Below are 23481 nucleotides of genomic sequence, written 5' to 3' on the forward strand. Positions count from 1 at the left end.
GGCGGCGGGGATGACGGCGGCGGGGATGACGGTCGCAGGGGGCACAGCTCCGGGCATGACAGCGGCAGGGGTGGCAGAGCCGGGCATGACGGCGGCAGGGGTGACAGAGCCGGGCATGGCAGCGGCGGGCACGGCAGCGGCGGGGACGGCCGACGCCCTGCCGACGCTGACGGCGATGTCCGCCCTCGCGGCCGGGACCTTCCTGCTCCGCCTCGCGGGCCCGGCCCTGCGCACCAGGGTCGGTTTCCCGGAACGGGCCGAGAGACTGCTGGAGGTCTCGGCGGTCCTCCTGCTCGCCGCCCTGGCCGCCACGGCCGCCCTCACCGAGGGGCACGCCTTCGCGGGCCCCGCGCGCCCGCTCGGAGTCCTGGTCGGCGGAGTGCTCGCCTGGCGCCGGGCACCGTTCCTCGTGGTCGTCCTGGCGGCGGCGGGCACGGCGGCGCTGCTGCGGGTCGCGGGGTTCCCGTGAGACGCCACCGCCACGGGAGGAGGACGGCACCGCCCCGCGAATGCCCCGAAGGGCACGTCAGGTCACGGGCCGCCGCGAGTGACCCGAAGGGGACGTCTGGTCACGCGCCGCGCCCCGCGCATGCCCCGAAGGGCACGTCAGGTCACGCGCCGCCCCGCGAACGCCCCGAAGAGGACGTCAGGTCACGCGCCGCCCCTCCTGTTCGGACTCCTCGCCCTCCTCCTCGTCCGGCAGATGGACGTCGTTGACGGAGATGTTGACCTCCACGACCTCCAGGCCGGTCATCCGCTCCACCGCGTTGACGACGTTGGTCCGGACATCCGCGGCGGTGTCGGCGATGGCGGCGCCGTACTCGACGACCACGTCGAGGTCGACGGCGGCCTGCCGCTCACCGACTTCCACCTTCACGCCCTGGGTGATGCTGCCACCGCCCCCACCGGGCACGCGCTGGCGCACCGCCCCCAGGGCCCTGGTCACCCCTCCGCCGAGATGGTGGATCTCGGGGATCTCCCGGGCAGCCATGCCCGCGATCTTCGCCACGACCGCGTCCGCGAACGTGGTGTTCCCACGGGCCTCCGGGGGAGCCTTCTCCCCCTTGCGCTGTGTGGTCTCCGTCATGGCCGTCACCTCGATGACTCGATGATCGGTGCGGGGTAGGAACGGCGTCCCCCTATCCACGGTAGACCAATGGTGCATATGGGGCGAAAGTGCTGAAGTCACCGCAACAGGCGGTCGATGTGACGCTGAAGCACGGCCCTCGCCGTCTCGGGGGGCTGATGCCCCGCGAGGACGTGCATGGTGAGCCCGTCGGCCAAGGCGAGCAGGCTCTGTGCCTCGTGAACGGCGTCGACGTGCTCCGGGATCTCCCCGGTGTCCTGCCCGTAGCGGATGAGCCACAGGGCGAGCTCATGGAGCTTGGCGTACGTCTCGTGCAGGACGGCGCCCAGTCTCCCGCCGGTCGACGCGTGACCGACGAAGGCCACCCAGACATGGGCCTGCGCCCTCGACTCCTCGTCCAGCAGGGCGAGTGCTGTCAGGGTGTGGGACAGCAGGGTGGCTGCGGCCTGTGGCTCGCCGGCCGCGGCGATGCGCTGGTCGGCGCGCTCGCTGACGCGCCGCGAGACATGCTCCAGCGCGAAGAGCAGCATGTCCTCCTTGGTGCGGAAGCAGCGCTGGACAGCACCCATCGACACGTCCGCCTCGGCGGCCACGTCACGGAGACTGACGGCCTCCATCCCGGAACGCGCGATCAGCGCGCAGACCGCGTCCGCGATCCGCACCCGCCGCTCCTCGTAGTCGACCTGCCTGGGCACGCTCCGCCCTCCCGCCTTACCGATGCACTTGCATCGTATCCTTCCGCACTGCAGGATGTGATGCGACCGCATCGAAAAACTCCATCAGCGCGAGGGGGACCCCGTCATGCCCGACCACCCCAGGACCCTTAACACCGGACCTTCCCAGAGCCTGCTCTGGCTCTTCGGCGCCATCCTGACGATCCAGGGCTTCGGCTCGGCCGTCACGGAGGCCGGCTGGAACACGAGCTTCGGCGTCGCGGGCCTGCTGCGCGCGGCCCACGTACCCGAGTGGGGAGCGCTCCTGGTCGGCTGCGCGGGCACCGCACTCCTGGCGACGGCGGCCCGCCGCCACCACGCGAGGAGCCGTGCGGGCCGCCGTTCCTGACGCTTCCGTCCATGGGCGCCGCTGGCCCATCACCTGGGTCACCTGGGCGCGGGGCATCGGCCGGCAGTCCCCGCCGGGACCCGACCGCACGCACCGTCGAGTTCGTCGGCGGGCACCTGACGGCGTGCCTCCGTATCCCGGGGGCCGCACGCACAGGGCTCGCAGGTGCACTTGACGACGTTTCCGGTGTCGGCTTCGGGGGTGCCTTCGACGTCCTTCGGCAGCAGTTCGTGCCCCAGGGTTTGGCAGACGTTCCTGGCCCGTAGTGGTCCGGTCGTGTGATTGAAGACGGCGAGGATGTGGGGGGAGTCCGGGTGCTCGGGCAGGCCCGTGCGGCGGCGGGCAGTCGGTCGGCGAGGCCGGTGACGGTCGTGCGGGTGATCGCGAGATGCTCCAGGTGGGTCTCGGCATCCCGTAGCCGGTTCTGCAGGCCGTCGATCTGTTCACGGAGGCCGTCGGCCACGGCCCGGGCAGCCTGTTCCTGCAGTTCCAGCGCTTCGAGCAACGGCTGGATGTTCACGCTGCGACCCCCAGCGCCTCGCGCCAGGTGGGGGTGTTCGCGCCGGTGAGCTGGCGGGTCATCCCGTAGGTCTGCTCGGCCCTCCACCGCTTCGGCTGCGGCACAAACCCCTTGACCTGCGGGTCGCGGGCGACGATCTCGACGTCGATGCCAGGCCGGCACCGTGTGCGACGACCTGGTTCTTGAAGTTCGGCCCACTGGCAGCCGATCCCCCTGGTACAGGATCGCGTTCACGATCTCCCGCATGTCGTAGGCGCCCTGATGGCCGCTGACCGATGCCGGGCCTTCCACGCGGTGATCACCGGCTCGATCAACGACCACTGCTCGTCCGATAAGTCACTCGGATACCGCTTGCGTTCACGCGCCCGGTCACATCACCAGATCAACAACAGCGGACCAGCGGATTCCGCCCCACCGCCACACCATCAGGCGACAGCAGAACCACTCAGAAACTCGTGAATCGCCCACTACGGCTTCTACCTCACCATCCCCGGCGACGGCTACACCATCGATCCCAGCATGAAGCTCTGCGGCGGCTGGACCTGACGCCCGGCGCATGAGGGCTCAGCCGAACGGGGATTACAGCTGGGTGAAAAGCAGGGGGTACGGCGACGTTTGGTACCGCAGGCGGCTGCCCCACTGGTTACGGGGGCTGCTCGTCCTCGCGGCCGGATGGGGAGTCCTGCTCTGCGGTCAGCAGGTCGCTGAAGGCTACGGAGCGACCATGGAGTACCGCGACGCACCGGTCTGCCAGGGCGGGGGCCGGAGCGGAGACGGGGATGAGGCGGAACTGTGCGTGCGGCGCGAGGCGGGCACGGTGCTCGACCGGCGGACGGGTGAGCGCTGCACGTCCAACGGCACGAGCGGCGGCACGACGGGAGGCATCACCACCGGAGGCATCACGGCCGGAGGCGGTATGAACACCGCCGGTGGCGCTATCGGCGGTGTGACGGCCGGCGGGGTGACCACCGCAGGCGGCGGAGGCGGCGGTACGACCTGTACGACGTACCACGACCTGAAGGTCCAACGGCCAGGGGATACAACCTGGTTGGGCGTGGGGTCGGAGACGTACGACGACGCCAGGAGGGGTGACCACGCCGAAGTCCGGCTGTGGCAGGGGGAGGTCGTGGAGCTGAGGATTCGCGGCCACATCGACTCCTACGCGCCCTCCTCGCAGCGGGCGGTTCTCCCGTGGCTCGCGCTGGGCTGCCTGATCCTGGCGGGCGGCGCATGGGCATTGCTGAGCGGGCGGCTCTCCGGCCTCTTCGCCTTCCCCAACTTCGGCTTGCTGTTCGTGGCCGTTGGGGTCGGCTGGCTCGGCTCCATGGCACTGTTCGGCGGCCACCCCGTGGTCTGGGTGTTCGCCATCGTGTGGACGGGCTTCGCGGTCTTCTGGACCGTGATTGCTTGGCAGGACGGGTAGCAGCCCGTTCGAGCCTCCAGCGACCGGACCGCCGCCGGTGAGTCAAGTCGGAGCACGGGGGCGAGGCGGGCGCGGAAGAGCGCGCCGAAGGCATCGCCGGAGAACCGCCCGAGAAACCGGGTGGGGGTGCCGAGCCGGGCGAGGGCGGCGGCGGTGTTGGCGGGGCCGCCTCCGGGCAGGGCACGCAGCGCGAGTTCGCCGGGGTCGGATCGGACGGGGTCGATGACGGTCTGCCTCTCTCAGGAAGGGTGTGGGGCCGCTCTGCCCCGCGCATGGGGCCCGGTCCGGTGGCCGGATGCAGCCCATGCCGTAGGTATTGACATGCCACTCAAGACGGACGTAACTTCCGTGCAACACAGAACTAACGCGCGTTATTAAAGCGCGAAACCGGAGGTGAGGTCTCGCCTCCGTCCGGCCGAAAGGGACTGGAAGTGGCCACGAACAAGCCGAGTCGCGTGACCATGAGCGATGTGGCGCGCCACGCGGGTGTCTCGCGGACCACGGTCTCCTTCGTCCTCAACGACCGGCCCGGCGCCGCCATCCCCGACGAGACCCGTCGGCGGATCCTCGCGGCGATCGACGAACTCGGCTACCGGCCCAACGCCGGGGCACGGGCGCTGGCCGCCAAGCGCAGCGGTTGGTTCGGGCTGATCACCGAGATCGTGACCGGCCCCTTCGCGGCCGAAGTGATCACGGGGGCGCAGAAACGTGCCTGGAGCGACCAGAGGTTCCTGCTGATCGCCGCGAGTGAGGGCGACCCCGCGCAGGAGTCCGCCGCGCTCGACCAGATGCTGGAGCACCGCGTGGAAGGACTGCTGTACGCCACGACCTGGCACCGGGCCGTCACGCTGCCCAAGGCCGTCCGCGAGGTGCCGACGGTGCTCGTGAACTGCTACGACGCGGCAGGGGAGCTGCCGTGCATCCTGCCCGACGAGGAGTCGGGCGGATACCGGGCGACCCGCCGGCTCCTGGACGCCGGGCACACCCGCATCGCGTTCATCAACCTCGACCCGGCGATCCCGGCCGCCGTCGGCCGGCGCGAGGGGTACGAACGTGCCCTGCGCGAGGCCGGGATCACCCCCGACCCCTCCCTCGTCATCCCCGGCTGGGCCACCGCCGACGGCGCGTACGACGCCGCCTGCGAGCTGCTGGACCGCCCGGCCGCCGACCGGCCGACCGCGCTGTTCTGCGGCAACGACCGGATGGCGATGGGCGCGTACGACGCGATCAAGGAACGTGGGCTGCGCATCCCGCACGACGTGGCCGTGGTGGGGTTCGACAACCAGGAACTCATCGCCGCCTATCTGCGGCCGAAGCTGACGACGCTCGCCCTGCCCTTCGAGGCCATGGGCACCAAGGGCGTGGACATGCTCGCCGCTCTCGCAGCGGGGCAGCCGCTCGACACCCACCGGGTGACGGTCGACTGCCCGCTGCTCGAACGCTCGTCGGTCTGACCGCTAATCAGCCCGCCGAGGAATCCCATCCCGTCTTCGCCCTGTGTGTTGAAGAGAGGAAAAGAGTCTCCATTATGGCACCCTCCCGCATACCTTCACGGCGGCCACGGGCCGTCCTGAGAGCGGTCACCGCGACCGCCGCCGCGGCCCTGGTCCTGTCCGCCTGCACGGGTGGCTCGGGCACCGCCGGCGCCGGGGGCACCTCCGGCAACCAGCTGCTCACCATCCCGCGCGAGGACCTGGCGACGTTCACGCGCAACTTCAACCCGCTCGCCCCGCAGCCCGCCCCCATGACCCTGCAGGCGATCTACGAGCCGCTGGTCGTGCACAGCATGTCGGACGCCAAGGACACACCGTGGCTCGCCACCAAGTGGGAGCAGGCCAAGGACGCCAAGTCCCTCACCTTCACGCTGCGCGACGGTGTGAAGTGGTCGGACGGCAAGCCGCTCACCGCCGACGACGTCGTCTACACCTTCCAGCTGCAAAAGAAGGTGCTGGGCGGCTTCGACTACCTGGACAAGGTCACCGCGGTCGACGCGCACACGGTGAAGTTCTCCTTCAACAAGCCCTTCTCGCCCGCCTTCTACGAGATCAGCGGCCACTGGATCGTCCCGAAGCACATCTGGTCCAAGGTGAAGGACCCGGCGAAGTTCACCAACCCGAACCCGGTCGGCACCGGCCCGTACACCAAGATCGAGAAGTTCCAGAGCCAGTCGTACCAGCTGGGCAAGAACCCGAACTACTGGCAGCCGGCCAAGCAGCGGATCGCCGGCATCCAGATGCTCGCCTTCTCCGGCAACGACAGCGCCAACCTCGCCTTCACCAGCGGCGAGGTGGACTGGACGCAGTCGTTCATCCCGGACATCGAGAAGTCCTTCGTGGCCAAGGACAAGAAGCACAACCACTACTGGTTCCCGGCCACCGGCGCCATGATCAACTGGCAGCTGAACACCACCAAGGCGCCCTTCGACGACCCGGCCGTGCGCAAGGCGCTCAGCATGGCCGTCGACCGCGACCAGATCACCAAGGTCGCGATGAACGGCTACGCCGATCCCGCCGACTGCACGGGCCTGGCCCGCACCTACGACAAGTGGCGCGACACGTCGCTGGCCGCGTCCTGCACGTGGACGAAGTACAACACCGACGCGGCAGCCAAGGCCCTGGACGCGGCCGGCTACAAGGAGAGCGGCGGCAAGCGGAAGCTGAAGAACGGCAAGAACTTCACGCTCGACATCTCCGTCGGCTCCGCCTCCTCCGACTGGATCTCGGTCGCCAACATCATCAAGCAGGATCTGGCGAAGGTCGGCATCACCGCCACCGTGAAGACGCCCGACTGGTCGGCCGTCCAGTCGTCGTACAACACCGGCACCTTCGACACCGGCATCGTGTGGAGCAACAACGGCGCCACCCCCTACGAGTACTACCGCGGCGTGATGTCGACGAAGATGCTGCAGCCGGTCGGCAAGCAGGCCACCGAGAACTACCACCGCTTCGGCGACAAGAAGGCCGACAAGCTCATCGACGCCTTCGCCGCCGCCACCGACGAGAAGACGCAGCGCGAGCAGATGAACGGCCTGCAGGAGCTGTACAACAAGGACGCGCCCGTCGTCCCGCTGTTCACCGGCCCCGAGTGGGGCGCGTACACGGACGCCCGCTTCACCGGCTGGCCCTCCGAGAAGAACCCGTACGCCACCCTCGGCAACCGCAACGGCAGCACGATCCTGGTGCTCACCTCGCTCAAGCCCGTCAAGGGCTGACGGCCCCGCGGACCGGCGGCCGTCCTCCTCCCCGACACGGACGGCCGCCCCCGCGCACCGCATCCCCGTTCACCCCCACCGACAGGAGCACGACCCGTGCGTCTCATCCTGCGTAACCTGGGGTTCTATCTGCTCGCCTTCTGGGCCTCCATCACCCTGAACTTCGTTCTCCCGCGCTTCATGCCGGGTGACCCGGTCTCCCGGATGTTCGCGCAGGCCCAGGGCACCATGCAGCCCGACCAGATAGCCCAACTGCGCAAACTCTTCGGCCTGGACCACCGCCCCCTCTGGGAGCAGTACCTCTCCTACGTCAAGAGCGTCTTCACCGGCGACCTCGGCATCTCCATCACCCGCTTCCCGACCCCCGTCTCCGACGTGATCGGCCAGCAGATCGGCTGGACCCTGCTGCTCGGCGGTGTCGCGCTCGTCATCGCCGCAGTCCTCGGCAATCTGCTCGGCATCGTCGCGGCCTGGCGGCGCGGCGGCGTCCTCGACTCCGCCTTCCCGCCCCTGCTGATCTTCGTCGGTTCCTTCCCCTACTTCTGGCTGGCGATGGGCGCCCTGTACCTGTTCGGCGTGAGCCTGGGCTGGTTCCCGCTGCGACACGCCTACGACGTCGGCCTGACCCCCGGCCTCAACGGCGAGTTCGTCTCGAACGTCGCCACCCACCTGGTGCTGCCCGCGCTGACCATCGTGCTGGTCTCCATCGGCGGCTGGATGCTCGGCATGCGCAACACCATGATCGCCACAGCGGCCGAGGACTACATCACGATGGCCGAGGCAAAGGGCTTGAGCCCCTCGCGGATCATGTTCCGCTACGCCGCCCGCAACGCGCTGCTGCCCTCCGTCACCAACTTCGGCATGGCGCTCGGCTTCGTCGTCGGCGGCGCGCTGCTCACCGAGGTCGTGTTCGCCTACCCCGGCATCGGTTACCAGTTGCTGATGGCCGTCCAGGGCCTGGACTACCCGCTGATGCAGGGCATCTTCCTGACGATCACGGCGGCGGTGCTGCTCGCGAACTTCCTCGTCGACCTCGTCTACGTCCGCCTCGACCCGCGCGTCCGCGTCCGCTGAGGAGGTTGCCGACATGACCGCCATCGAGATCGCGACGGCCACCACGCCGACAGCCTCCGCGCCCTCGTCCCGCCGACGCGGACTGCTGCGCCAGCTCATCGACAGCAAGAAGGCGCTGGCCGGGCTGATCCTGCTCGCTCTTTTCGCGCTGCTCGCCCTGCTCGCCCCCGTCCTTGCGCCGGGCGACCCGTCCCTCATCAACTCCACGGGCAGCCAGGCCCCTTCGGCCGCGCACTGGCTCGGCACGACCGCCAAGGGGCAGGACGTGCTCGCCCTGACCCTGTGGGGCGCGCGCAGCTCCCTGTTCGTCGGGTTCACCGTGGGGCTCGCGGCGACCGCGATCGCCATCCTCGTCGGCCTCGCGTCCGCCTACTTCGGCCGCATCGTGGACGACGCGCTGACCCTGGTCACCAACATCTTCCTGCTGCTGCCCGGGCTGCCGCTGCTCATCATCCTGGCCGCGTTCCTGCCGCCCGGGACCTCCACCGTGATCCTTGTCCTCGTCGTCACCGGCTGGGCCGGCTCGGCCCGGGTGCTGCGTGCGCAGGCCAAGTCGATCCGGGGCAAGGACTTCGTGGCCGCCGCGGTCGTCACCGGGGAGCGCCCGCTGCGGATCATGTTCCGCGAGATCCTGCCCAACATGGCGTCCGTGGTGATGACCACGCTGCTCGGCTGCGTGATCTTCGGCATCGGCGCCCAGGCCGGCCTTGAGTTCCTCGGCCTCGGCGACAGCAGCGTCGTCAGCTGGGGCACCAACCTGTACTGGGCCAGCAACGACGGCGCGCTGATGACCGGCACCTGGTGGGCCTTCGTCCCCTCCGGCATGTGCATCGCGCTCGTCGCCTTCGCGCTCGCGCTGGTCAACTACGCGGTCGACGAGATCACCAACCCGAGGCTGCGCAGCCGCCGTGCCCGGCGTGCCCTGCCTGAGAGGAGGGCCTGAGCCATGGAACCCGTACTCGAGGTGAACGGCCTGCGCGTCGAATACCGCGGCGACGGACGCACCGTCGTGGGCGCCGACGACGTCTCCTTCTCCATCGGCGCCGGAGAGGTCTTCGGCCTCGCCGGGGAGTCCGGCTGCGGCAAGTCGACCATCGCGAACGCGGTGATGCGGCTGCTGAAGCCCCCGGCGGAGATCACCGCGGGCAGCATCCGCTTCCAGGGCGGGGACGTCCTCGCCCTGGACGAGCGGGAGCTGCGTGCCTTCCGGTGGCGGCAGATCGCCATGGTCTTCCAGTCGGCGATGAACTCCCTCAACCCCGTCCTCACCGTCGGCGAGCAGATCGTCGACATCTTCACCACCCACGAGAAGCTGAAGAAGCGGGCCGCGCGGGAGCGGGCGGGTGAACTGCTGGGACTGGTGGGCATCGACCCGGGACGGCTGAAGGCATACCCGCACCAGCTGTCCGGCGGGATGCGCCAGCGCGTGGTCATCGCCATGGCCGTCGCCCTGAAGCCGCGGCTGCTGATCATGGACGAGCCGACCACCGCACTCGACGTGGTCGTGCAGCAGGAGATCATGGCGCAGATCCGCGACCTCCAGCGGGAGCTGGGCTTCTCCATCCTCTTCATCACCCACGACATGTCCCTGATGGTCGAGCTGTCGGACCGCATGGGCGTGATGTACGGCGGACGGATCGTCGAACTCGCCGACGCCAAGGACCTGTTCGCGAAGCCCCTCCACCCGTACACCGAGGCGCTGATGAACGCCTTCCCGCCCCTGACCGGCCCGCGCGTCGAACTCACCGGCCTCTTCGACGCCCCGCGCACCACCGACAGCTGCGGCTTCCACGTCCGCTGCCCCGAGGACCGCTCGGACTGCTCCATGAACATCCCCGACCTGCGCGAGGTCGCGCCCGGCCGCTGGGTGGCCCGCAGCACCGAAGGAGCCCCCCGATGACCGACCCTCTCCTCTCCGTACGCGGCCTGACCAAGGACTTCCAGGTCGGTACCGTCTTCTCACGGCGCCGTGTCCGCGCCGTCAACGACGTGTTCTTCGACCTGCCCGCCGGCCGGATCACCGCCCTGGTCGGCGAGTCCGGCAGCGGCAAGTCCACCATCGCCCGCTGCCTCGCCCGCCTCGAACAGCCCACTGCCGGACAGGTGCTGCTCGACGGAGAGGACGTCCTGCGCACCGAGCGGCGCCGGGCGTCACGGGCGTACCGCAGCAAGGTCCAGATGGTCTTCCAGGACCCCTTCGGCTCGCTCAACCCCGTCCACCGCATCGAGCACTTCCTCACCCGGGCCCTCGTCCTGCACGGCCACCCCGCCACACCCGAAGCACTGCGGGAGCTGATGGCGACGGTCGGCCTGACCGAGGACATGCTCCAGTCCTACCCGCACGAACTCTCCGGCGGCCAGCGCCAGCGCGTCGCCATCGCCCGCGCCCTCGCCGTCGAGCCCCGCCTGATCCTCGCCGACGAACCCACCTCGATGCTCGACGTCTCCGTGCGCGTCGGCGTGCTCAACCTGATGCGGCGCCTGCGCGACGAGCGGAACATCGCCATGCTCTACATCACCCACGACCTGGGCTCCGCCCGCTACCTCGCGGACACCACCATGGTCATGTTCGCCGGCGAACTCGTCGAAGGCGGCGACGCACTGGCCGTCATGGACGCCCCCGCCCACCCCTACACCCGCCTGCTGCTGTCCGCCGTACCCGACCCCGAACGGGCCGGAAGCTACGACCCCGTCGAGCGCGCCCGCCTCCGCGAGGCGATCCTCAACCCCACGTCCTGCCCCTACGGCGACGACGGCACATGCAGCCGCACCGAGCCCGTCCGCCACATCGTCGGCGAAGACGACGGACAACCCCACTGGGTGCGCTGCCACCTGCGCGCACCCGCCTCCGACATCGCCCGCCGCGTGCTCAAGGCCACCGACCGGCCGGCCGGCGAGGCCACCGACGACACCGAGAAAGCGGAGACCACCGCCGCATGACCCACGACCTCACCCTCCCCTCCGGCCGCCCTGCCGCCGAGGGGCTGGCCGAGCGCGCCCATCGCGACCCCCACCGCCCCCGCTTCCACTTCACCTCGCCCGGCGGCTGGCTCAACGACCCCAACGGACTGACCCACTGGAACGGCGTCTACCACCTCTTCTACCAGTACAACCCGCTCGCCCCCGCCCACCACCGCATCCACTGGGGCCACGCCACCAGCACCGACCTAGTCCACTGGACCGACGAACCGGTCGCCCTCGTCCCCGGCACCGACGGCCCCGACCGCGACGGCTGCTGGTCCGGCGTCCTGGTCGACGACGGGGGAGTGCCCACGCTCGTCTACTCGGGCAGGCACGGAGACCTTGAACTCCCTTGTGTGGCAAGGGGATCGGCAGACCTGAGGTACTGGACCAAGGACCAGGCCAACCCGGTCATCACCGCCCCGCCCGAGGGCCTCGACATCACGGCCTTCCGCGACCACTGCGTGTGGCGGGAGGGCTCCGGTGAGGACGCGGTGTGGCGGCAGCTGATCGGCTCGGGCATCCGGGGCGTCGGCGGTACGGCCTTCCTGTACGAGTCGGACGACCTGCGCGACTGGCGCTACGTCGGCCCCCTGTTGACCGGCGACGCCTCGCAGAAGCAGGGCGAGCTCGACTGGACCGGCACGATGTGGGAGTGCGTCGACCTCTTCCGGCTCGGCGAGGACGAGAAGGCCGGCAGCACCGACGTGCTGGTCTTCTCCGCCTGGGACGAGGGCACCACCCACCACCCCCTGTACTGGACCGGCCACTACCAGGGCGACACCTTCACCCCGACCGCCCTGAACCGCCTCGACTACGGCGGACGCTACTTCTACGCCCCCCAGTCCACCCGCGACGAGCACGGCCGCCGCATCATGTTCGGCTGGCTCCAGGAGGGCCGCACGGACGAGGCGAACGCGCAGGCCGGCTGGTGCGGTGTGATGTCCCTGCCGAGGATCGTCACGCTCGGCGCGGACGGCCGCCTGGACCAGGCTCCGGTGCCCGAACTGGGGCTGTTGCGGCGGGAGCACCTACGGATTCCGGCCGGCCCGCTGGAGACCGCGTACACCCGGCTGCACACCGTGCGTGGCGACCAGCTGGACATCGAGACGACCCTGCACCTCGCCCCGGGAGCGACCGCCCGGCTCGTCGTCCGCGAGACACCGGACGGCGCGGAGCGCACGGTCGTGGAGGTGAGCAGGGCGCACGACGGATCGGGCGGCACTCTTCGCCTGCACCGCGAGAGCAGCAGCCTCGATCCGACGGTCGACACCGAACCCCGTCACGGCGAACTGCCGTTGGACGACGACGGCCGGGTCGACCTTCGCGTCCTCGTCGACCACTCCGCACTGGAAATCTTCGCGAACGGGCGGCCCCTCACTGCCCGCATCTACCCCACCCGCCCCGACGAGGCCGTCGGCGTCGGCATCGGTGCCGACGGTGACGTGACCCTGGAGCGGTTCGACGCCTGGCAGATGGCGTCGGCCTTCACCGACGGCCCCCGCCCGCTGTGGCCGTGACCGTCTTACACACGACCACGGCCCGCGGGGTGGACGTCCCCGCAGGCCGTGGTCCACCCTTCCCTGCTTTCCCTCAGGAGCCGCCATGAGCGTGTCCCGCCGTACCCTCCTGCTCGCAGGAGGCACCGCCGCCGCACTGCTGCCTCTCGGAGCCGGCCTCCCGGCAGCGCAGGCCGCCACCCCGAGCGCCGACGCAGCAACCCCCGCCCACACCCCGATCCCCGACCCCCTCCCCGTCACCGGCACCTGGACCCGCACATCCGACGGCGGCCAGAAGGCGACCGCCGGCCGTCGCGGGCGCGCCCTCGCCCTCTCTGAGCAGCAACTCGCGACCAAGGGCACATACGCGGCCCGCATCACGCCCCAATCCTCCTCCGCTGTGGGCGCGTTGGTGTTCCGGGCAGCCCCGGACGGCTCAACCGGATACGCGGCCGCCTTCGACCCGGGCCGCGCCCGCATACGCCTCTACGACCTGGCCAGCGGCGACACACTCGCCACCGCACCCCTGAAGAGCACGCAGGCCGGGAGACCCCACAACCTCGAAGTGACCGTGGACGGACCCGAGTTGACGGTGTTCGTGGACGGCGAGCGGCTCCTCCACACCGAGGACCACCGCCACGACACCGGCTCCCTGGGCCTGCTCGCCCAGGGCGGCACGGTCACCTTCGGCCTGCCCTCCCTCTCCGCCGTCACCACCAACCTCACCGGCTGGACCACGAGCGGCGGCACCTGGACCGCGAGCCCGCTCGGCTGGCACGCGAGCCCCTCCCAGGGAGCCACCGCCCGCGCCATCACCACGACCCCGGTCTACGACACCGCGCTCCAGGCCGACCTGCTCCTGCACGACGCCGCCGCGATCGCCACGCTGCTGGTGCGCACCGACGCCAAGGCCACACGCGGCTACGGCGTCCAAGTCGACCCAGGCCAGGGCAGGCTGCGGCTCTACCGCATCGACGGGGACGTCACCCTCGGCACGTACGCGACCACGATCAAGGCCGACACGGTCTACCGCCTGCGCGTAGAAGCCGAGGGCGACGAACTCCGCGTGCACTGGCAGACCAACTTCCTCTCACCCGACGGCTACAGCCCCGTCATCACCGCCCAGGACACGACTCACACCACGGGCCGACTCGCCGTCACGGCATCGTCCGGCGCGGTGTCCTTCGAGAACATGGCCGCCGCCGACCTCGTCACCGGCGTCCAAGGCTGGACGGCACGTTCCGGGTCCTGGACCCCCGACCTGCGCGGCATCCGCGGCGAGAACGGCCTGCGCACGGCACCCTTCACCGAAGGGGACCTGGTGGCGAGGGCCGACATCACACCCGCCGACACCTCGTCCTCGGCCGGCCTCGTCCTACGCGCGTCCGCGAACGGCTCCGGCGGCTACGAGGCCCGCCTGGAAACCGGCCGCAACACCGTAGTCCTCCTGGACCGCTCCTCCGGCGCCCGCCTCGCCTCCGCCGCCGGCCCGGTCCGGCGCATCGCGCCCGGCGGCACCTACCGCGTCGAGGCCCGCGCGACGAGCAGGACGATCGAGGTGTACGTGGACGGCGTACGCGCGCTCAAGACCCGCGTGTCCCGCACCACGGGCGGCACGGTCGGCACCACAGCCACGCAGGGAACGTCGTACTTCCAGAACGTCGAGTTCACCAGCACCGCCGACTACTTCACCGAGCCGTACCGCCCCACGTACCACTACTCCCAGCTCGCCGGCCGCACCAGCGACCCGAACGGCCTGGTGTACTACGACGGCGAGTACCACCTCTTCCACCAGGACGAGGGCCGCTGGGCGCACGCGGTCAGCACGGACCTCGTCCACTGGCAGGCACTGCCGATCGCCCTGCCCTGGAACGAGTACGGCAACTGCTGGTCGGGCTCGGCGATCGTGGACGCGGACGACACCTCCGGCCTCTTCGACGGCGGCTCGGGCCTGATCGCGTACTACACCAGCTATCACCCGGACAAGCCGGGCGGGAACGCCAGTGTGCGCATCGCGTACAGCAAGGACAAGGGCCGGTCCTGGCAGTGGCACGGCGGTTCGACCCCGGCCGTGCAGAATCCTGGCGGCCCCGACGCCGGCTGGACCTTCCGCGACCCGAAGGTGATCCGCGACGAGAAGCACGACCAGTGGCTGATGGTGGTCTCCGGCGGCGACCATGTCCGCTTCTTCACCTCCACCGACCTCCTCACCTGGACCCAGGTCAGCTCCTTCGGCTACGGCGACTGGGGCACGCCGGGCGTCTGGGAGTGCCCCGACTTCTTCCCCCTCCCGGTCGACGGCGACCAGGACAAGGTGAAGTGGGTCCTCACCCTGAGCACGGGCGCCGTACGCGCCACGAACGGCTCGGCCGCCCAGTACTTCACCGGCGACTGGAACGGCACCAACTTCACCCCCGACCAGACCGCCGGGACGACCCTGCGCGCCGACTCCGGCCGCGACTACTACGCCGCCATGTCCTTCTACGGCCTGCCCGACGAGCGCCGCGTCTGGCTCGGCTGGATGAGCAACTGGGACTACCCGTTCAGCGCCCCGACCGGCGCCTGGAACGGCCAGCTGAGCATTCCCCGCGAACTGACGCTCACGGAAGCCGCCGACGGGATCCGCCTGGTGCAGCGCCCGGTGCAGGAGCTGACGCCTCTGCGCACGTCCACGACGACCCGCAAAAACCTCTCCGTCGGCCCCGGCTCCGCGAACCCGCTCGCGGGCGTGAAGGGCGTCGCCTACGAGATCGAGGCCGAGATCACCCTCGGCACCGCCACGGAGATCGGCTTCCGGCTCCGAGCCGACGACGACCAGCACACGACGGTCGGATACGACGCCGAGGCGAACCAGCTGTTCGTCGACCGGACGGCCTCGGGACTGAGCGACTTCACCCAGTACTTCGCGGGCCGCACGACCGCGCCGATGAAGGCGACCGACGGCCGCGTGACCCTGCGCGTCTACGTCGACTCGTCGTCGGTCGAGGCATTCGGCGCGGCCGGCCAAGCCGCGGTGACCAGCCTGATCTTCCCCACCCCGGATGCCGACGGCATGGCCTTCTACGCCAAGGGCGGCACCGCGCACATCGAGTCGCTCAAGGTGCACCGACTGGACAGCACCTACCGCCTGGTGGATCGGGTGAAGCCGCTGGCAGCCGCCCCGACCGGCGGTGAATTCCGCTCGGACCTGGGCGAACTGACGATCACCCCGGCCGGCCACTGGTCCACGGACAGCGCCGGCCGCGCCGGAACCTTCGACCAGGACTCCAACGCCATGTCGACCCGCACGGCAACGGACCTGGACCTCACCACCCTGGTCCGCCTCGGCGGCCCCGACCCGAACACCGGTGGCGCCCTCTCCCTCCTCTGGCGCGCCTCCGCCGACGGCACCGACGCCTACTGCCTCAACATCGACCCCGACCTCCGGGTAATCCGCCTGGTCGCCAAGGCCAACGGCCACTTCGACGACGCCGCCGCCCTCGCCCGCGTCCCGGCCCTGGTCCGCCGCGGCACCACGTACCCGGTCCGCATCCTCGCCCAGGGCAACCGCATCCAGGTGTTCCTCAACGGCACACAGATCATCGACGTGACGGACACGACATACACCAACGGACACATCGGCCTCAACGTGTTCGGAGGGAGGGCGGCCTACCAGGACACGTACGCAAAGGAACTGTGACCGCCGGTCAGGTCGACGCCACGACCACAGGAGCTCCGCCCCCCATGCTGGAGGCGGAGTCTCTCTGCCGAAATCGAGAATTGACATCTGATCACTCCAAGCCAATCTTGGCCGGTGCTCTCGGCGAGCCACTACAGAAAAGGTTTTCACCCGCTAGCGATGAGTCCGCCTCCCCGCGGGAGTCCAAGTGACCGACCGAAGATCACTGCACCGCGCTGGAGGACTAGTGATCAACAACTCAATCGACGCCGGCATAGACCGGACCCTCGAAGTGCCCGGCGCGCGCTTGCACTACGAGGTGCGCGGCCAGGGGCCCCTCATCGTGCTCTGCGGCGCTCCGATGGACGCCGCGGCCTTCGCGCCGCTGGCCGAGTTACTTGCCGCAGATCACACCGTGCTCACCACCGACCCGCGGGGCATCAACCGCAGTCAACTCGACGACCCTGGCCAGGACTCCACCCCGCACTTGCGTGCCGATGACCTGTCCCGGCTCATCACCCACCTCGACGCGGGCCCAGCCGTCGTCCTGGGATCCAGCGGCGGTGCCGTCAGCGCGCTGGCCCTCGCCGAAACTCAGCCCAAGCAGGTCCACACCGTTATCGCCCACGAGCCCCCTCTGGATGAGCTGCTGGAGGACCGCGACCAACTGCATGCCCAGACCGAGGAGCTCATCGCCACCTATCTCGCCGGCGATGTGACGGGGGCTTGGAAGAAGTTCTTCGTGCAGGCCAACATCAACCTGCCCGAGCCCGTGATTGAGCAAATGTTCGGCGGAGAGCGCGATGCGCAGCAGGTCGCGGACGAGCGCCGCTGGTTCGCCCACGAGATGCGCGCCACCACACACTGGAAGCCAGACATCTCCGCCCCCGGATCAACGACAGTCCGCTTCGTGGTCGGCATAGGCGACGCCTCCGCCGGGCAGGTCTGCGACCGCACTTCCCGAGCGCTCGCCGCGGCACTCAACGTCGAGCCCACGATATTTCCCGGCGGCCACACCGGCTTCGTCGAGGATCCCCACGCCTTCGCCACCCGACTGCGTGAGGTCCTGCGGCAGAGCTGAGCGGGTCCACTTCTGGCTTTATTCGCGAGTCGTGGGTTCCGCACAGATCTTGGGGAATGGTCGCGGAGCGTCACCCCGGTGTTCGATTGCGAGGGGTCGGGTTCGCGTGAGACCGCGTACGCCTTGTCGTCGGGCAGTCGAGAGTGACGATCCGTCAGGTCTTTGCTTGTATCCGCCGCGTTCGGCGGTGGGCGGTGACGGTGCTGGTCATGCTGGCCGATGCATCGTTTGTGGAAGGTCTGGCTGTTGGCCGTCAGCGAGTCCGTGCACGGGGCCGGACTGCTCGGCGTGAGGCCGGCCTTGTCGAACAGGGCAGCCGACGTGATGATCTTCATGGTGGAGCCCGGCGACTTGATGCCGTTGATGGCGATGTCGCCGTCCGCGCCCGTGTGGGCGATCGCGAGGATGCGACCGGTCCGCCAGTCCAGCGCCACCGTCCCGGCCGGCTTGCCTCGCAGGGGAGAGTCCTTCACCGCGCTCTCGGCCACGGCTTGGAGGTGCGCGTCGATGGTCGTCTTGATCTTCGGGGCCTTGCCCATGGAGAAGACCTCAACCTCTTGACACCGTCGCCACCGGAGTCCACCACGGCCACGCCCGTGCCGGTGCTGCCACCACTGGGTTTGACGTTCTTGCGGATCGTCGCCGCCATGTCCCGCAGCGAGGGGAACGTGGTCAGGTCCGTCTTCCCGTCGCTTGCGACGACCTCGGCCGAACTCGCGTCCGCGGGGAGCTTGCCCGCCGTCAGCGACTGGTCATCGCCCAGGCCGGGGTAGAGCACCGAGTTGTTCCAGTGCACCGCCGGCTGGCCGTTGGCGCTCTGCAGCACCGCCACCGCGCTCGCCTAGGTCCAGGTGCCGTCCGCCACCTTGGCCGTGACGCTGAAGGTGACCCTGGTGGCGCCGGCAGTGACCGCCGACGGCCTGGCCGACACCACTTGGCCGAACGTCAGCTTCGTCAGGCGCAGACCGTCGGTGTATCCCTTCAACGCCGGCGCGGCCGTGCTCGGCCTGTCGGTGTCGTTCGCCGCCGCGTCGAGGCGCTGCTGTGACCAACTGTCCAGGAATGCCCGGGTCAGCTTGACGGCCTTGGCGTCCGCGGCGGTGAACTCGACACCGTCGCCGGGTCGAAGCTGTGCGCCGCCTTGGTCTGAACGTCGCCCGTCGCCTCCGAGCGCAGGCCGTGCACGATGTTGTCGGCGCCGTATCCCCCGAGGACGAGCAGTGCCGTACACGTACCGGCTATGCCGACCTTTGCCGCTCTGTTCATGGACCGGATCGTGTATTCGTGCCCACTACAGGTATGTCAGCTTCTGGTAAAGCGTTGCCGGGCCGACAGGTCCTGCCCGGCGGTGCACAGTGATGTCATCCAGGCTGTGATGAGCGGCGACCGAGCGGCGTAGACCGTATCGGGCACGCCGTGATGTCATCGAGCACCGTGCCCGTGACTCCTTCCGGTCTGACGGACACCTTCGCCCTGAGCAGCCCAGGCTCCCAAGCTGATGTCACGCCGAGAGCACCAGCGGCGACGGCACACATCGCCGCATCCTTCACGAGGCGACATGCGGAACGCTGGCCCTGGCGCGTTTTCGCTGGCGGCTGCCGTCAGGCCGATATAGCGTTGTGATCAGCAGTCGTGGTTCCGAAGTCCCGTTCGCCCGTGATCGCCATCACGGGCGTTCTTGCGTTTCAGCGCCTCTCCGGACCAGGGCGATCACCTCCCGGGCACGCAGGGTGCGGGCCCGGTTTCCCTCGAAGGAGACGGTCATGGCCAAGGGCACTGTCAAGTGGTTCAACAGCGAGAAGGGCTTCGGCTTCATCGAGCAGGAGGGCGGCGGCCCCGACGTCTTCGCCCACTACTCCAACATCGCCGCCCAGGGTTACCGCGAGCTGCAGGAGGGCCAGAAGGTCGAGTTCGACGTCACCCAGGGCCAGAAGGGCCCGCAGGCGGAGAACATCCGCCCCGCCTGATCACGCCATCCTGATGATGCCCGGCGTCCCGGCTGCGGAACGCCGGGCATCAGTCGAGGCTCACCCACAGGCTGTGAATGATGCGCGATTGCGCGCAAGTGGCGTGGTGTGCCCCTTCGAGCGGGCGTTGGGCGTTCGACCCGCCGTCCGAAGCGAACGAGTAGCGGCCGAGCCGGTACGGCACCCCCGCTCTCAGGCCGAGTGCGCCGAGCGGGCTCATGACGCCTATGAATGGCAACAGTCAAAAGACCGTGTGCGTTCTGGCATGCACACAAAAACTCCCGACCTCTATTTCTGCAGGTCAGGAGCTTTTCCCGGAGTGCCCCCGGCAGGATTCGAACCTGCGCACACGGCTCCGGAGCCCTTCAGTCCTGGGCGACGTGGCTGGTCAGGGCTGCGTCTTCGATCAGCTGAGCGAGGCCTGTCCACGGATAGTCCACAGCATGCCGACCAACCGTTTTTCACTCCGTTGGCTGACCACGAGTTGCCCTGCGTAATCCGCTCAATACTCTTATTTCCGGCAGGAATGGCTTAAAGGTGACACGGAAAGGGCTTCATGAATGGGAGACTCTAACGGCAAATCTGCAGCGAAAGTATCCGCCATGGCTGCCATTGCTTCTGCGGTCATCGCTGCCATAGTTTCACTATCTGTCGCCCTTGTGGGCCAACTCGCCGAGAAGCAGAAGCAGGTAGATGATAAATATGCGGCAGCACTGGAAAGACTAGGGAACCCGAACCCTGACGTGCGAATGGGTGCGATGTACATGCTAGGTAGTGTACATAAACGTTCGACGGATGACCGAGTAGCAATAGTTGAGTCTATTTCGGCATATTTGCGGGCTCATACCTCGCAACTCAACGTTAAGGTTGCAACTCAAGAAGGGATAGTTCATTTCAACGAACGAGCTCAATACTGCGCGCAACTTCCTCGGCCCGATATTGACGTGCAAGCGGCCGTGGGGGTGCTCAGCAGAAGAGACACAAACGGGGAGGGATTTGGTAAAGGCGAGCAGCCCGACCTTCACGATGTGAGGTTGACTCGGGCTGACCTCCCCGGGGCTCACTTTAGGAATGGCAACTTTACCGATGCCGATCTACGGTGCGCCATATTTACCTCGAAGTCAAGTTTTCGATCGGCCATTTTGGTAGGAGCGCACCTTCAGGGGGCGAAACTAAGGAGTGCGGACTTTAGGGGTGCTGACCTGAGGAAGGCAGACCTTAGGGGCGCTGACCTGAGGAAGGCAGACCTTACGGGTGCTGACCTGACGGAGGCCGATCTCCGGGGTGCTCAATTGGACGGTGCGCAATGGAAGGAAACGTGCACTGCTGGCGTTAAGTGGTCGAACGGGGCGAACATGGGAATCCGCAACTGCGGCCAGTGATCTACGGAGAGTCATCCTCCCCGCCAACTTGTAGGCATCCCGGCCGTGAGCAGGTGGAGGGGACTCAGCGATCTGAGCACCGAATTAGGAGTTCGATCAGGGCCCCACGTGATGGCGGCCCCCTGTGCGTACGGGCGCCGCACATGATTGCCAGACGCCACCGCTGTCCGTGGTCGTTGATGTCGATGTTGGATGTCATCTGAACGGCTCCGGCACTGGGCAGACTTGCAACGGATCGTGGCCCAGCCTCACCGGACATGCTGACCGGCACACTTCCACAGCAATCGACAGGTCGACGGAAGTGCGGTTGCGGCAGTCTGCTTGGATGCCGGAGATGACGACGAGTTCTCCCGCTCCCCGCGCAGACGACGCCGATTCCGACCGCCTGAGGGCACTGCTGGAACGTGCCGCCAAGGGGCGGGACAGTCAGGCCTGGAGCGACCTCTGGACGGAGCTCTACCACAACGGCTCTCTGGACGTCACCCATCCGCTGGTGCTGCCCACGCTGGCCGACATGGCGGAGGCCGACAAAGCCGACCTGGCAGCTTCGGCCCTCCACCTGGCCGGCGCCCTTCTCGTCCAGGCCGACCAGCGCTACGAGACCCGAAATCTGCGGCACCAGTACGCGTCGGAAGTCACACGCCTACTGGGCGCCGCGAACAGGTGGCGGCAGGTCACCGCCGACCGGAACGACTACTGCTATCTAGTTGAGGCGGCCTTGAACCTGGAGGGCGACATCCACTGGGCGGAGGACTTGATCTGGGGTGTCGTCAGCGAGGAATACGAGCTTGAGTGCCCGGATCCCGACGGGTGCGCGTCGCTGTGGGTGATCACCGGAGAGCGGGGCTTCTTCAGTGCGGCGGAGGACTACGCCCTCTCCGATGACATCGAAACTTTTCCGCTCCATCCGGCCGACCCCCGCGCCCTGGAGGGTCTCGGCCGCCGCCTCTACGACCTTGCCTTGGCTGACGGCCACGAGGAAGTCGCGCGCGCCCTGACTTATGCCTTCGGTGAGGCGACCTGCCCGGAGTGTGAGCAGCGCTTCTCCGTCGTTGGACAGATTGTCGCCCGTTCCAGTTGAGAACCGCCGACCGGGGGCGGGGTTTGAACCCACGACCTCTTCGTCCCGAAGCAACTCACCGGAGCGCTCTCCCACGGGCTGGGGTGCCTCTCACCTGCCGCGAGGGTCCGCAGGTGTCCGCGCTCGTCCGCCGCTGCCCGTCGGCGTTGTCACGCAGTTAGACACTCACCCTGAAGCTGGCGTGGCTCCTGCAGAGCCTGCCCTGGCGCTGGGCGTAGGCCGTCCGAATCAGCTTCGTGCCTGGCTCGTCGATCTATGCCGACTCCGCCTGAATCTGTAAATCGCGAGCTCGCACGGAAGTGCCGCCGTACAGTATCGCCATGGCAGATGGCGGACGCTCATGGTGGCTCGATGGCGATCTTAGCGGGCTGGAAATACAAGGATACGGAGGCGCGGGCAGAAGCGACAATGACGCGACCATGAGAAGGCGCGCCAATGAGTCTTTCAGGCACGCTGAGTACCGCCTTGACAATCACCATAATAAGTACGACCTGATCGATGCTGTTCTCGCCCTTAAGAGGACAATGCAAACACGCCTTGAACACCTCGATGAAGTGTACGGATTTAAGCAGTACCCAGACACCAAAAGTCGTGGCTGGCTGGGCGTACTAGAAAGCTGGGGTGCGGTCAGGCAGCGTATGCTGAAACGCATGAACCGGCTGCGCAATGCGGTTGAGCACGACGGGGCCGACCCGCCGTCGCCCGATGAATGCGAAGATTACCGAGAGGTAGTGTGGTGGTTCCTCAAGGCAACCGCACCCCTGCTTGAGCCGATCGAAGACTTTGACTTCGCCTGGGGCAAGGCCCGCGGGTCCTGCGACATCTCATACAACCCACTTGGAATTAGGCTGTGGGGGCACTTCACTCCTGAGCAGATCTCAGATTCACCACGCGACGGCTGGATCGAGGTTCAGGCGACTCCTGCAGTGCACCTGAAGAATCAGGGAGAGATGACACCTATATTCGACGCGGACCGAGGGCTTTATTACCTCTGTGCCAAGTCCACGGATTGGGTATCTGTTCAGCGCTTCTTTCGAGTAGCGCTAGAAATTATCGGATGAGTGAAGCGTTCAGGTCGGTGGAGCGGCTTTGGGCTGGAGCTGATTTGGCGCGAGTGATCATGGCCCATTACGCTAGTCCGCGGATCGGGCAGGTTTGTGAGCCTGCCCGTTAGTGCCCGATTTTGGGCCATGATCTTCGAGGCTCGCGCCAAATTGGCTGCCTAAAGCCGTGGAGCCGACCGGCCTCAGCCACAGAGGGTTTTCCTACCTCCGCCCGCATGCACGTAGCGCGCCGCCGGGCGCGGCCAGCCGGGGCGAAGACAGGAGGCAGGCCGCGCCGCAGAGGCGGCGCGCGCCCGCGCCGTGCGCGGGCCTTGAACCCGTGAAGAAGGTTGTTACTCAGTCGGCCGGGCGAGGCTTGTCCGGTCCCGGTAGATGCTTGACACTTCGGTCCCAGCTGATGGTTGACAGTGG

Annotated in this window: 21 protein-coding genes and 2 pseudogenes; 16 read left to right on the plus strand and 7 right to left on the minus strand. The window is 68.3% G+C overall.

Going from position 1 to position 23481, the window contains the following annotated elements; all coding sequences use genetic code 11:
- The first annotated feature begins 175 nt into the window (after positions 1–175).
- The gene (locus tag IE255_RS37840; protein WP_190054988.1) at positions 176–469 is read left to right on the plus strand and encodes an AzlD domain-containing protein; all 294 of its coding nucleotides are present in this window, start codon (positions 176–178) and stop codon (positions 467–469) included.
- A gap of 177 nt (positions 470–646) precedes the next feature.
- On the opposite strand, the gene IE255_RS37845 is transcribed toward IE255_RS37840, so the two are convergent.
- Both IE255_RS37845 and IE255_RS37850 read right to left on the minus strand, forming a co-directional pair.
- The gene (locus IE255_RS37845) at positions 647–1087 is read right to left on the minus strand and encodes an Asp23/Gls24 family envelope stress response protein (protein WP_229906782.1); all 441 of its coding nucleotides are present in this window, start codon (positions 1085–1087) and stop codon (positions 647–649) included.
- A 98-nt stretch (positions 1088–1185) separates the two neighbouring features.
- A complete protein-coding gene (locus IE255_RS37850; RefSeq protein ID WP_190054972.1) occupies positions 1186–1782 on the minus strand; it encodes a TetR/AcrR family transcriptional regulator in 597 nt (198 codons plus the stop codon).
- Positions 1783–1888: 106 nt separating this feature from the next.
- Here IE255_RS37850 and IE255_RS37855 point away from each other — a divergent pair, with 106 nt between their 5' ends.
- Together IE255_RS37855 and IE255_RS37865 are read left to right on the plus strand one after the other, a co-directional pair.
- Positions 1889–2149 (plus strand): hypothetical protein, encoded by a 261-nt coding sequence (locus IE255_RS37855; RefSeq protein WP_190054973.1) that lies wholly within the window; start codon positions 1889–1891, stop codon positions 2147–2149.
- Between the two features lie 1244 nt (positions 2150–3393).
- Positions 3394–4092 carry a hypothetical protein gene (locus tag IE255_RS37865; protein ID WP_229906783.1) on the plus strand — a complete coding sequence of 233 codons (699 nt, stop codon included), beginning with the start codon at positions 3394–3396 and terminating at the stop codon, positions 4090–4092.
- Positions 4093–4151: 59 nt separating this feature from the next.
- Here the strand turns inward: IE255_RS37865 and IE255_RS37870 are convergent.
- Positions 4152–4316 (minus strand): annotated as a pseudogene (locus tag IE255_RS37870) (PfkB family carbohydrate kinase); the annotation flags it as partial.
- Positions 4317–4553: 237 nt separating this feature from the next.
- Here IE255_RS37870 and IE255_RS37875 point away from each other — a divergent pair.
- The 9 genes from IE255_RS37875 (at position 4554) to IE255_RS37915 (ending at position 17576) form a co-directional block, all read left to right on the plus strand.
- On the plus strand, positions 4554–5546 hold the full coding sequence (locus IE255_RS37875; RefSeq protein ID WP_190054974.1) for a LacI family DNA-binding transcriptional regulator: 993 nt from the start codon (positions 4554–4556) through the stop codon (positions 5544–5546).
- A 74-nt stretch (positions 5547–5620) separates the two neighbouring features.
- Positions 5621–7303, plus strand: a complete 1683-nt coding sequence (locus IE255_RS37880; RefSeq protein WP_190054975.1) for an ABC transporter substrate-binding protein — start codon at positions 5621–5623, stop codon at positions 7301–7303.
- A gap of 96 nt (positions 7304–7399) precedes the next feature.
- Entirely contained in the window at positions 7400–8377 is a 978-nt protein-coding gene (locus IE255_RS37885) for an ABC transporter permease (RefSeq protein WP_190054976.1), read from the plus strand.
- A gap of 13 nt (positions 8378–8390) precedes the next feature.
- Positions 8391–9320, plus strand: coding sequence for an ABC transporter permease (locus tag IE255_RS37890; RefSeq protein ID WP_190054977.1), 930 nt, complete (start codon positions 8391–8393; stop codon positions 9318–9320).
- A gap of 3 nt (positions 9321–9323) precedes the next feature.
- Positions 9324–10277, plus strand: coding sequence for an ABC transporter ATP-binding protein (locus tag IE255_RS37895; protein ID WP_190054978.1), 954 nt, complete (start codon positions 9324–9326; stop codon positions 10275–10277).
- On the plus strand, positions 10274–11317 hold the full coding sequence (locus tag IE255_RS37900; RefSeq protein ID WP_190054979.1) for an ATP-binding cassette domain-containing protein: 1044 nt from the start codon (positions 10274–10276) through the stop codon (positions 11315–11317). The genes IE255_RS37895 and IE255_RS37900 overlap by 4 nt, the downstream gene beginning before the upstream one ends.
- The gene (locus IE255_RS37905) at positions 11314–12858 is read left to right on the plus strand and encodes a glycoside hydrolase family 32 protein (RefSeq protein ID WP_190054980.1); all 1545 of its coding nucleotides are present in this window, start codon (positions 11314–11316) and stop codon (positions 12856–12858) included. Before IE255_RS37900 ends, IE255_RS37905 begins: the two co-directional genes overlap by 4 nt.
- 85 nt (positions 12859–12943) lie before the next feature.
- On the plus strand, positions 12944–16516 hold the full coding sequence (locus tag IE255_RS40085) for a glycoside hydrolase family 32 protein (protein WP_190054981.1): 3573 nt from the start codon (positions 12944–12946) through the stop codon (positions 16514–16516).
- A 226-nt stretch (positions 16517–16742) separates the two neighbouring features.
- Positions 16743–17576, plus strand: coding sequence for an alpha/beta fold hydrolase (locus tag IE255_RS37915; RefSeq protein WP_229906784.1), 834 nt, complete (start codon positions 16743–16745; stop codon positions 17574–17576).
- Between the two features lie 260 nt (positions 17577–17836).
- Here the strand turns inward: IE255_RS37915 and IE255_RS39765 are convergent.
- From IE255_RS39765 to IE255_RS39780, 4 genes and pseudogenes are all read right to left on the minus strand, one after another.
- Positions 17837–18115 (minus strand): annotated as a pseudogene (locus tag IE255_RS39765) (penicillin-binding transpeptidase domain-containing protein); the annotation flags it as partial.
- Complete coding sequence (locus IE255_RS39770) at positions 18046–18408, minus strand: hypothetical protein (RefSeq protein ID WP_229906785.1); 363 nt, start codon at positions 18406–18408, stop codon at positions 18046–18048. The gene IE255_RS39770 and the pseudogene IE255_RS39765, both read right to left, overlap by 70 nt.
- A gap of 9 nt (positions 18409–18417) precedes the next feature.
- Positions 18418–18561, minus strand: coding sequence for a hypothetical protein (locus IE255_RS39775; RefSeq protein WP_229906786.1), 144 nt, complete (start codon positions 18559–18561; stop codon positions 18418–18420).
- Positions 18562–18647: 86 nt separating this feature from the next.
- On the minus strand, positions 18648–18842 hold the full coding sequence (locus IE255_RS39780; protein WP_229906787.1) for a hypothetical protein: 195 nt from the start codon (positions 18840–18842) through the stop codon (positions 18648–18650).
- A 497-nt stretch (positions 18843–19339) separates the two neighbouring features.
- Here IE255_RS39780 and IE255_RS37925 point away from each other — a divergent pair, with 497 nt between their 5' ends.
- The 4 genes from IE255_RS37925 to IE255_RS37940 all read left to right on the plus strand — a co-directional run bounded on the left by IE255_RS37925 (position 19340) and on the right by IE255_RS37940 (position 23067).
- Entirely contained in the window at positions 19340–19543 is a 204-nt protein-coding gene (locus IE255_RS37925) for a cold-shock protein (protein WP_010040284.1), read from the plus strand.
- 764 nt (positions 19544–20307) lie between these two features.
- Entirely contained in the window at positions 20308–20925 is a 618-nt protein-coding gene (locus tag IE255_RS40525) for a pentapeptide repeat-containing protein (protein ID WP_372487524.1), read from the plus strand.
- A 325-nt stretch (positions 20926–21250) separates the two neighbouring features.
- The gene (locus tag IE255_RS37935) at positions 21251–22006 is read left to right on the plus strand and encodes a hypothetical protein (protein WP_190054982.1); all 756 of its coding nucleotides are present in this window, start codon (positions 21251–21253) and stop codon (positions 22004–22006) included.
- Positions 22007–22326: 320 nt separating this feature from the next.
- Complete coding sequence (locus IE255_RS37940) at positions 22327–23067, plus strand: hypothetical protein (protein ID WP_190054983.1); 741 nt, start codon at positions 22327–22329, stop codon at positions 23065–23067.
- Positions 23068–23481: the final 414 nt, after the last annotated feature.

This window comes from Streptomyces lomondensis, assembly GCF_014651035.1.
GTDB classification, from domain to species: Bacteria; Actinomycetota; Actinomycetes; order Streptomycetales; family Streptomycetaceae; genus Streptomyces; species Streptomyces lomondensis.

What these genes read in the sequence shown, in the direction of transcription:
- IE255_RS37840 (WP_190054988.1), top strand. Translation starts at nt 176, where the DNA reads ATGTCCGCCCTCGCGGCCGGGACCTTCCTGCTCCGCCTCGCGGGCCCG.
- IE255_RS37845 (WP_229906782.1), bottom strand. Translation starts at nt 1,087, where the DNA reads ATGACGGAGACCACACAGCGCAAGGGGGAGAAGGCTCCCCCGGAGGCC.
- IE255_RS37855 (WP_190054973.1), top strand. Translation starts at nt 1,889, where the DNA reads ATGCCCGACCACCCCAGGACCCTTAACACCGGACCTTCCCAGAGCCTG.
- IE255_RS37865 (WP_229906783.1), top strand. Translation starts at nt 3,394, where the DNA reads ATGGAGTACCGCGACGCACCGGTCTGCCAGGGCGGGGGCCGGAGCGGA.
- IE255_RS37875 (WP_190054974.1), top strand. Translation starts at nt 4,554, where the DNA reads ATGAGCGATGTGGCGCGCCACGCGGGTGTCTCGCGGACCACGGTCTCC.
- IE255_RS37880 (WP_190054975.1), top strand. Translation starts at nt 5,621, where the DNA reads ATGGCACCCTCCCGCATACCTTCACGGCGGCCACGGGCCGTCCTGAGA.
- IE255_RS37890 (WP_190054977.1), top strand. Translation starts at nt 8,391, where the DNA reads ATGACCGCCATCGAGATCGCGACGGCCACCACGCCGACAGCCTCCGCG.
- IE255_RS37895 (WP_190054978.1), top strand. Translation starts at nt 9,324, where the DNA reads ATGGAACCCGTACTCGAGGTGAACGGCCTGCGCGTCGAATACCGCGGC.
- IE255_RS37900 (WP_190054979.1), top strand. Translation starts at nt 10,274, where the DNA reads ATGACCGACCCTCTCCTCTCCGTACGCGGCCTGACCAAGGACTTCCAG.
- IE255_RS37905 (WP_190054980.1), top strand. Translation starts at nt 11,314, where the DNA reads ATGACCCACGACCTCACCCTCCCCTCCGGCCGCCCTGCCGCCGAGGGG.
- IE255_RS40085 (WP_190054981.1), top strand. Translation starts at nt 12,944, where the DNA reads ATGAGCGTGTCCCGCCGTACCCTCCTGCTCGCAGGAGGCACCGCCGCC.
- IE255_RS39780 (WP_229906787.1), bottom strand. Translation starts at nt 18,842, where the DNA reads ATGAACAGAGCGGCAAAGGTCGGCATAGCCGGTACGTGTACGGCACTG.
- IE255_RS37925 (WP_010040284.1), top strand. Translation starts at nt 19,340, where the DNA reads ATGGCCAAGGGCACTGTCAAGTGGTTCAACAGCGAGAAGGGCTTCGGC.
- IE255_RS40525 (WP_372487524.1), top strand. Translation starts at nt 20,308, where the DNA reads ATGCTAGGTAGTGTACATAAACGTTCGACGGATGACCGAGTAGCAATA.
- IE255_RS37935 (WP_190054982.1), top strand. Translation starts at nt 21,251, where the DNA reads ATGCCGGAGATGACGACGAGTTCTCCCGCTCCCCGCGCAGACGACGCC.
- IE255_RS37940 (WP_190054983.1), top strand. Translation starts at nt 22,327, where the DNA reads ATGGCAGATGGCGGACGCTCATGGTGGCTCGATGGCGATCTTAGCGGG.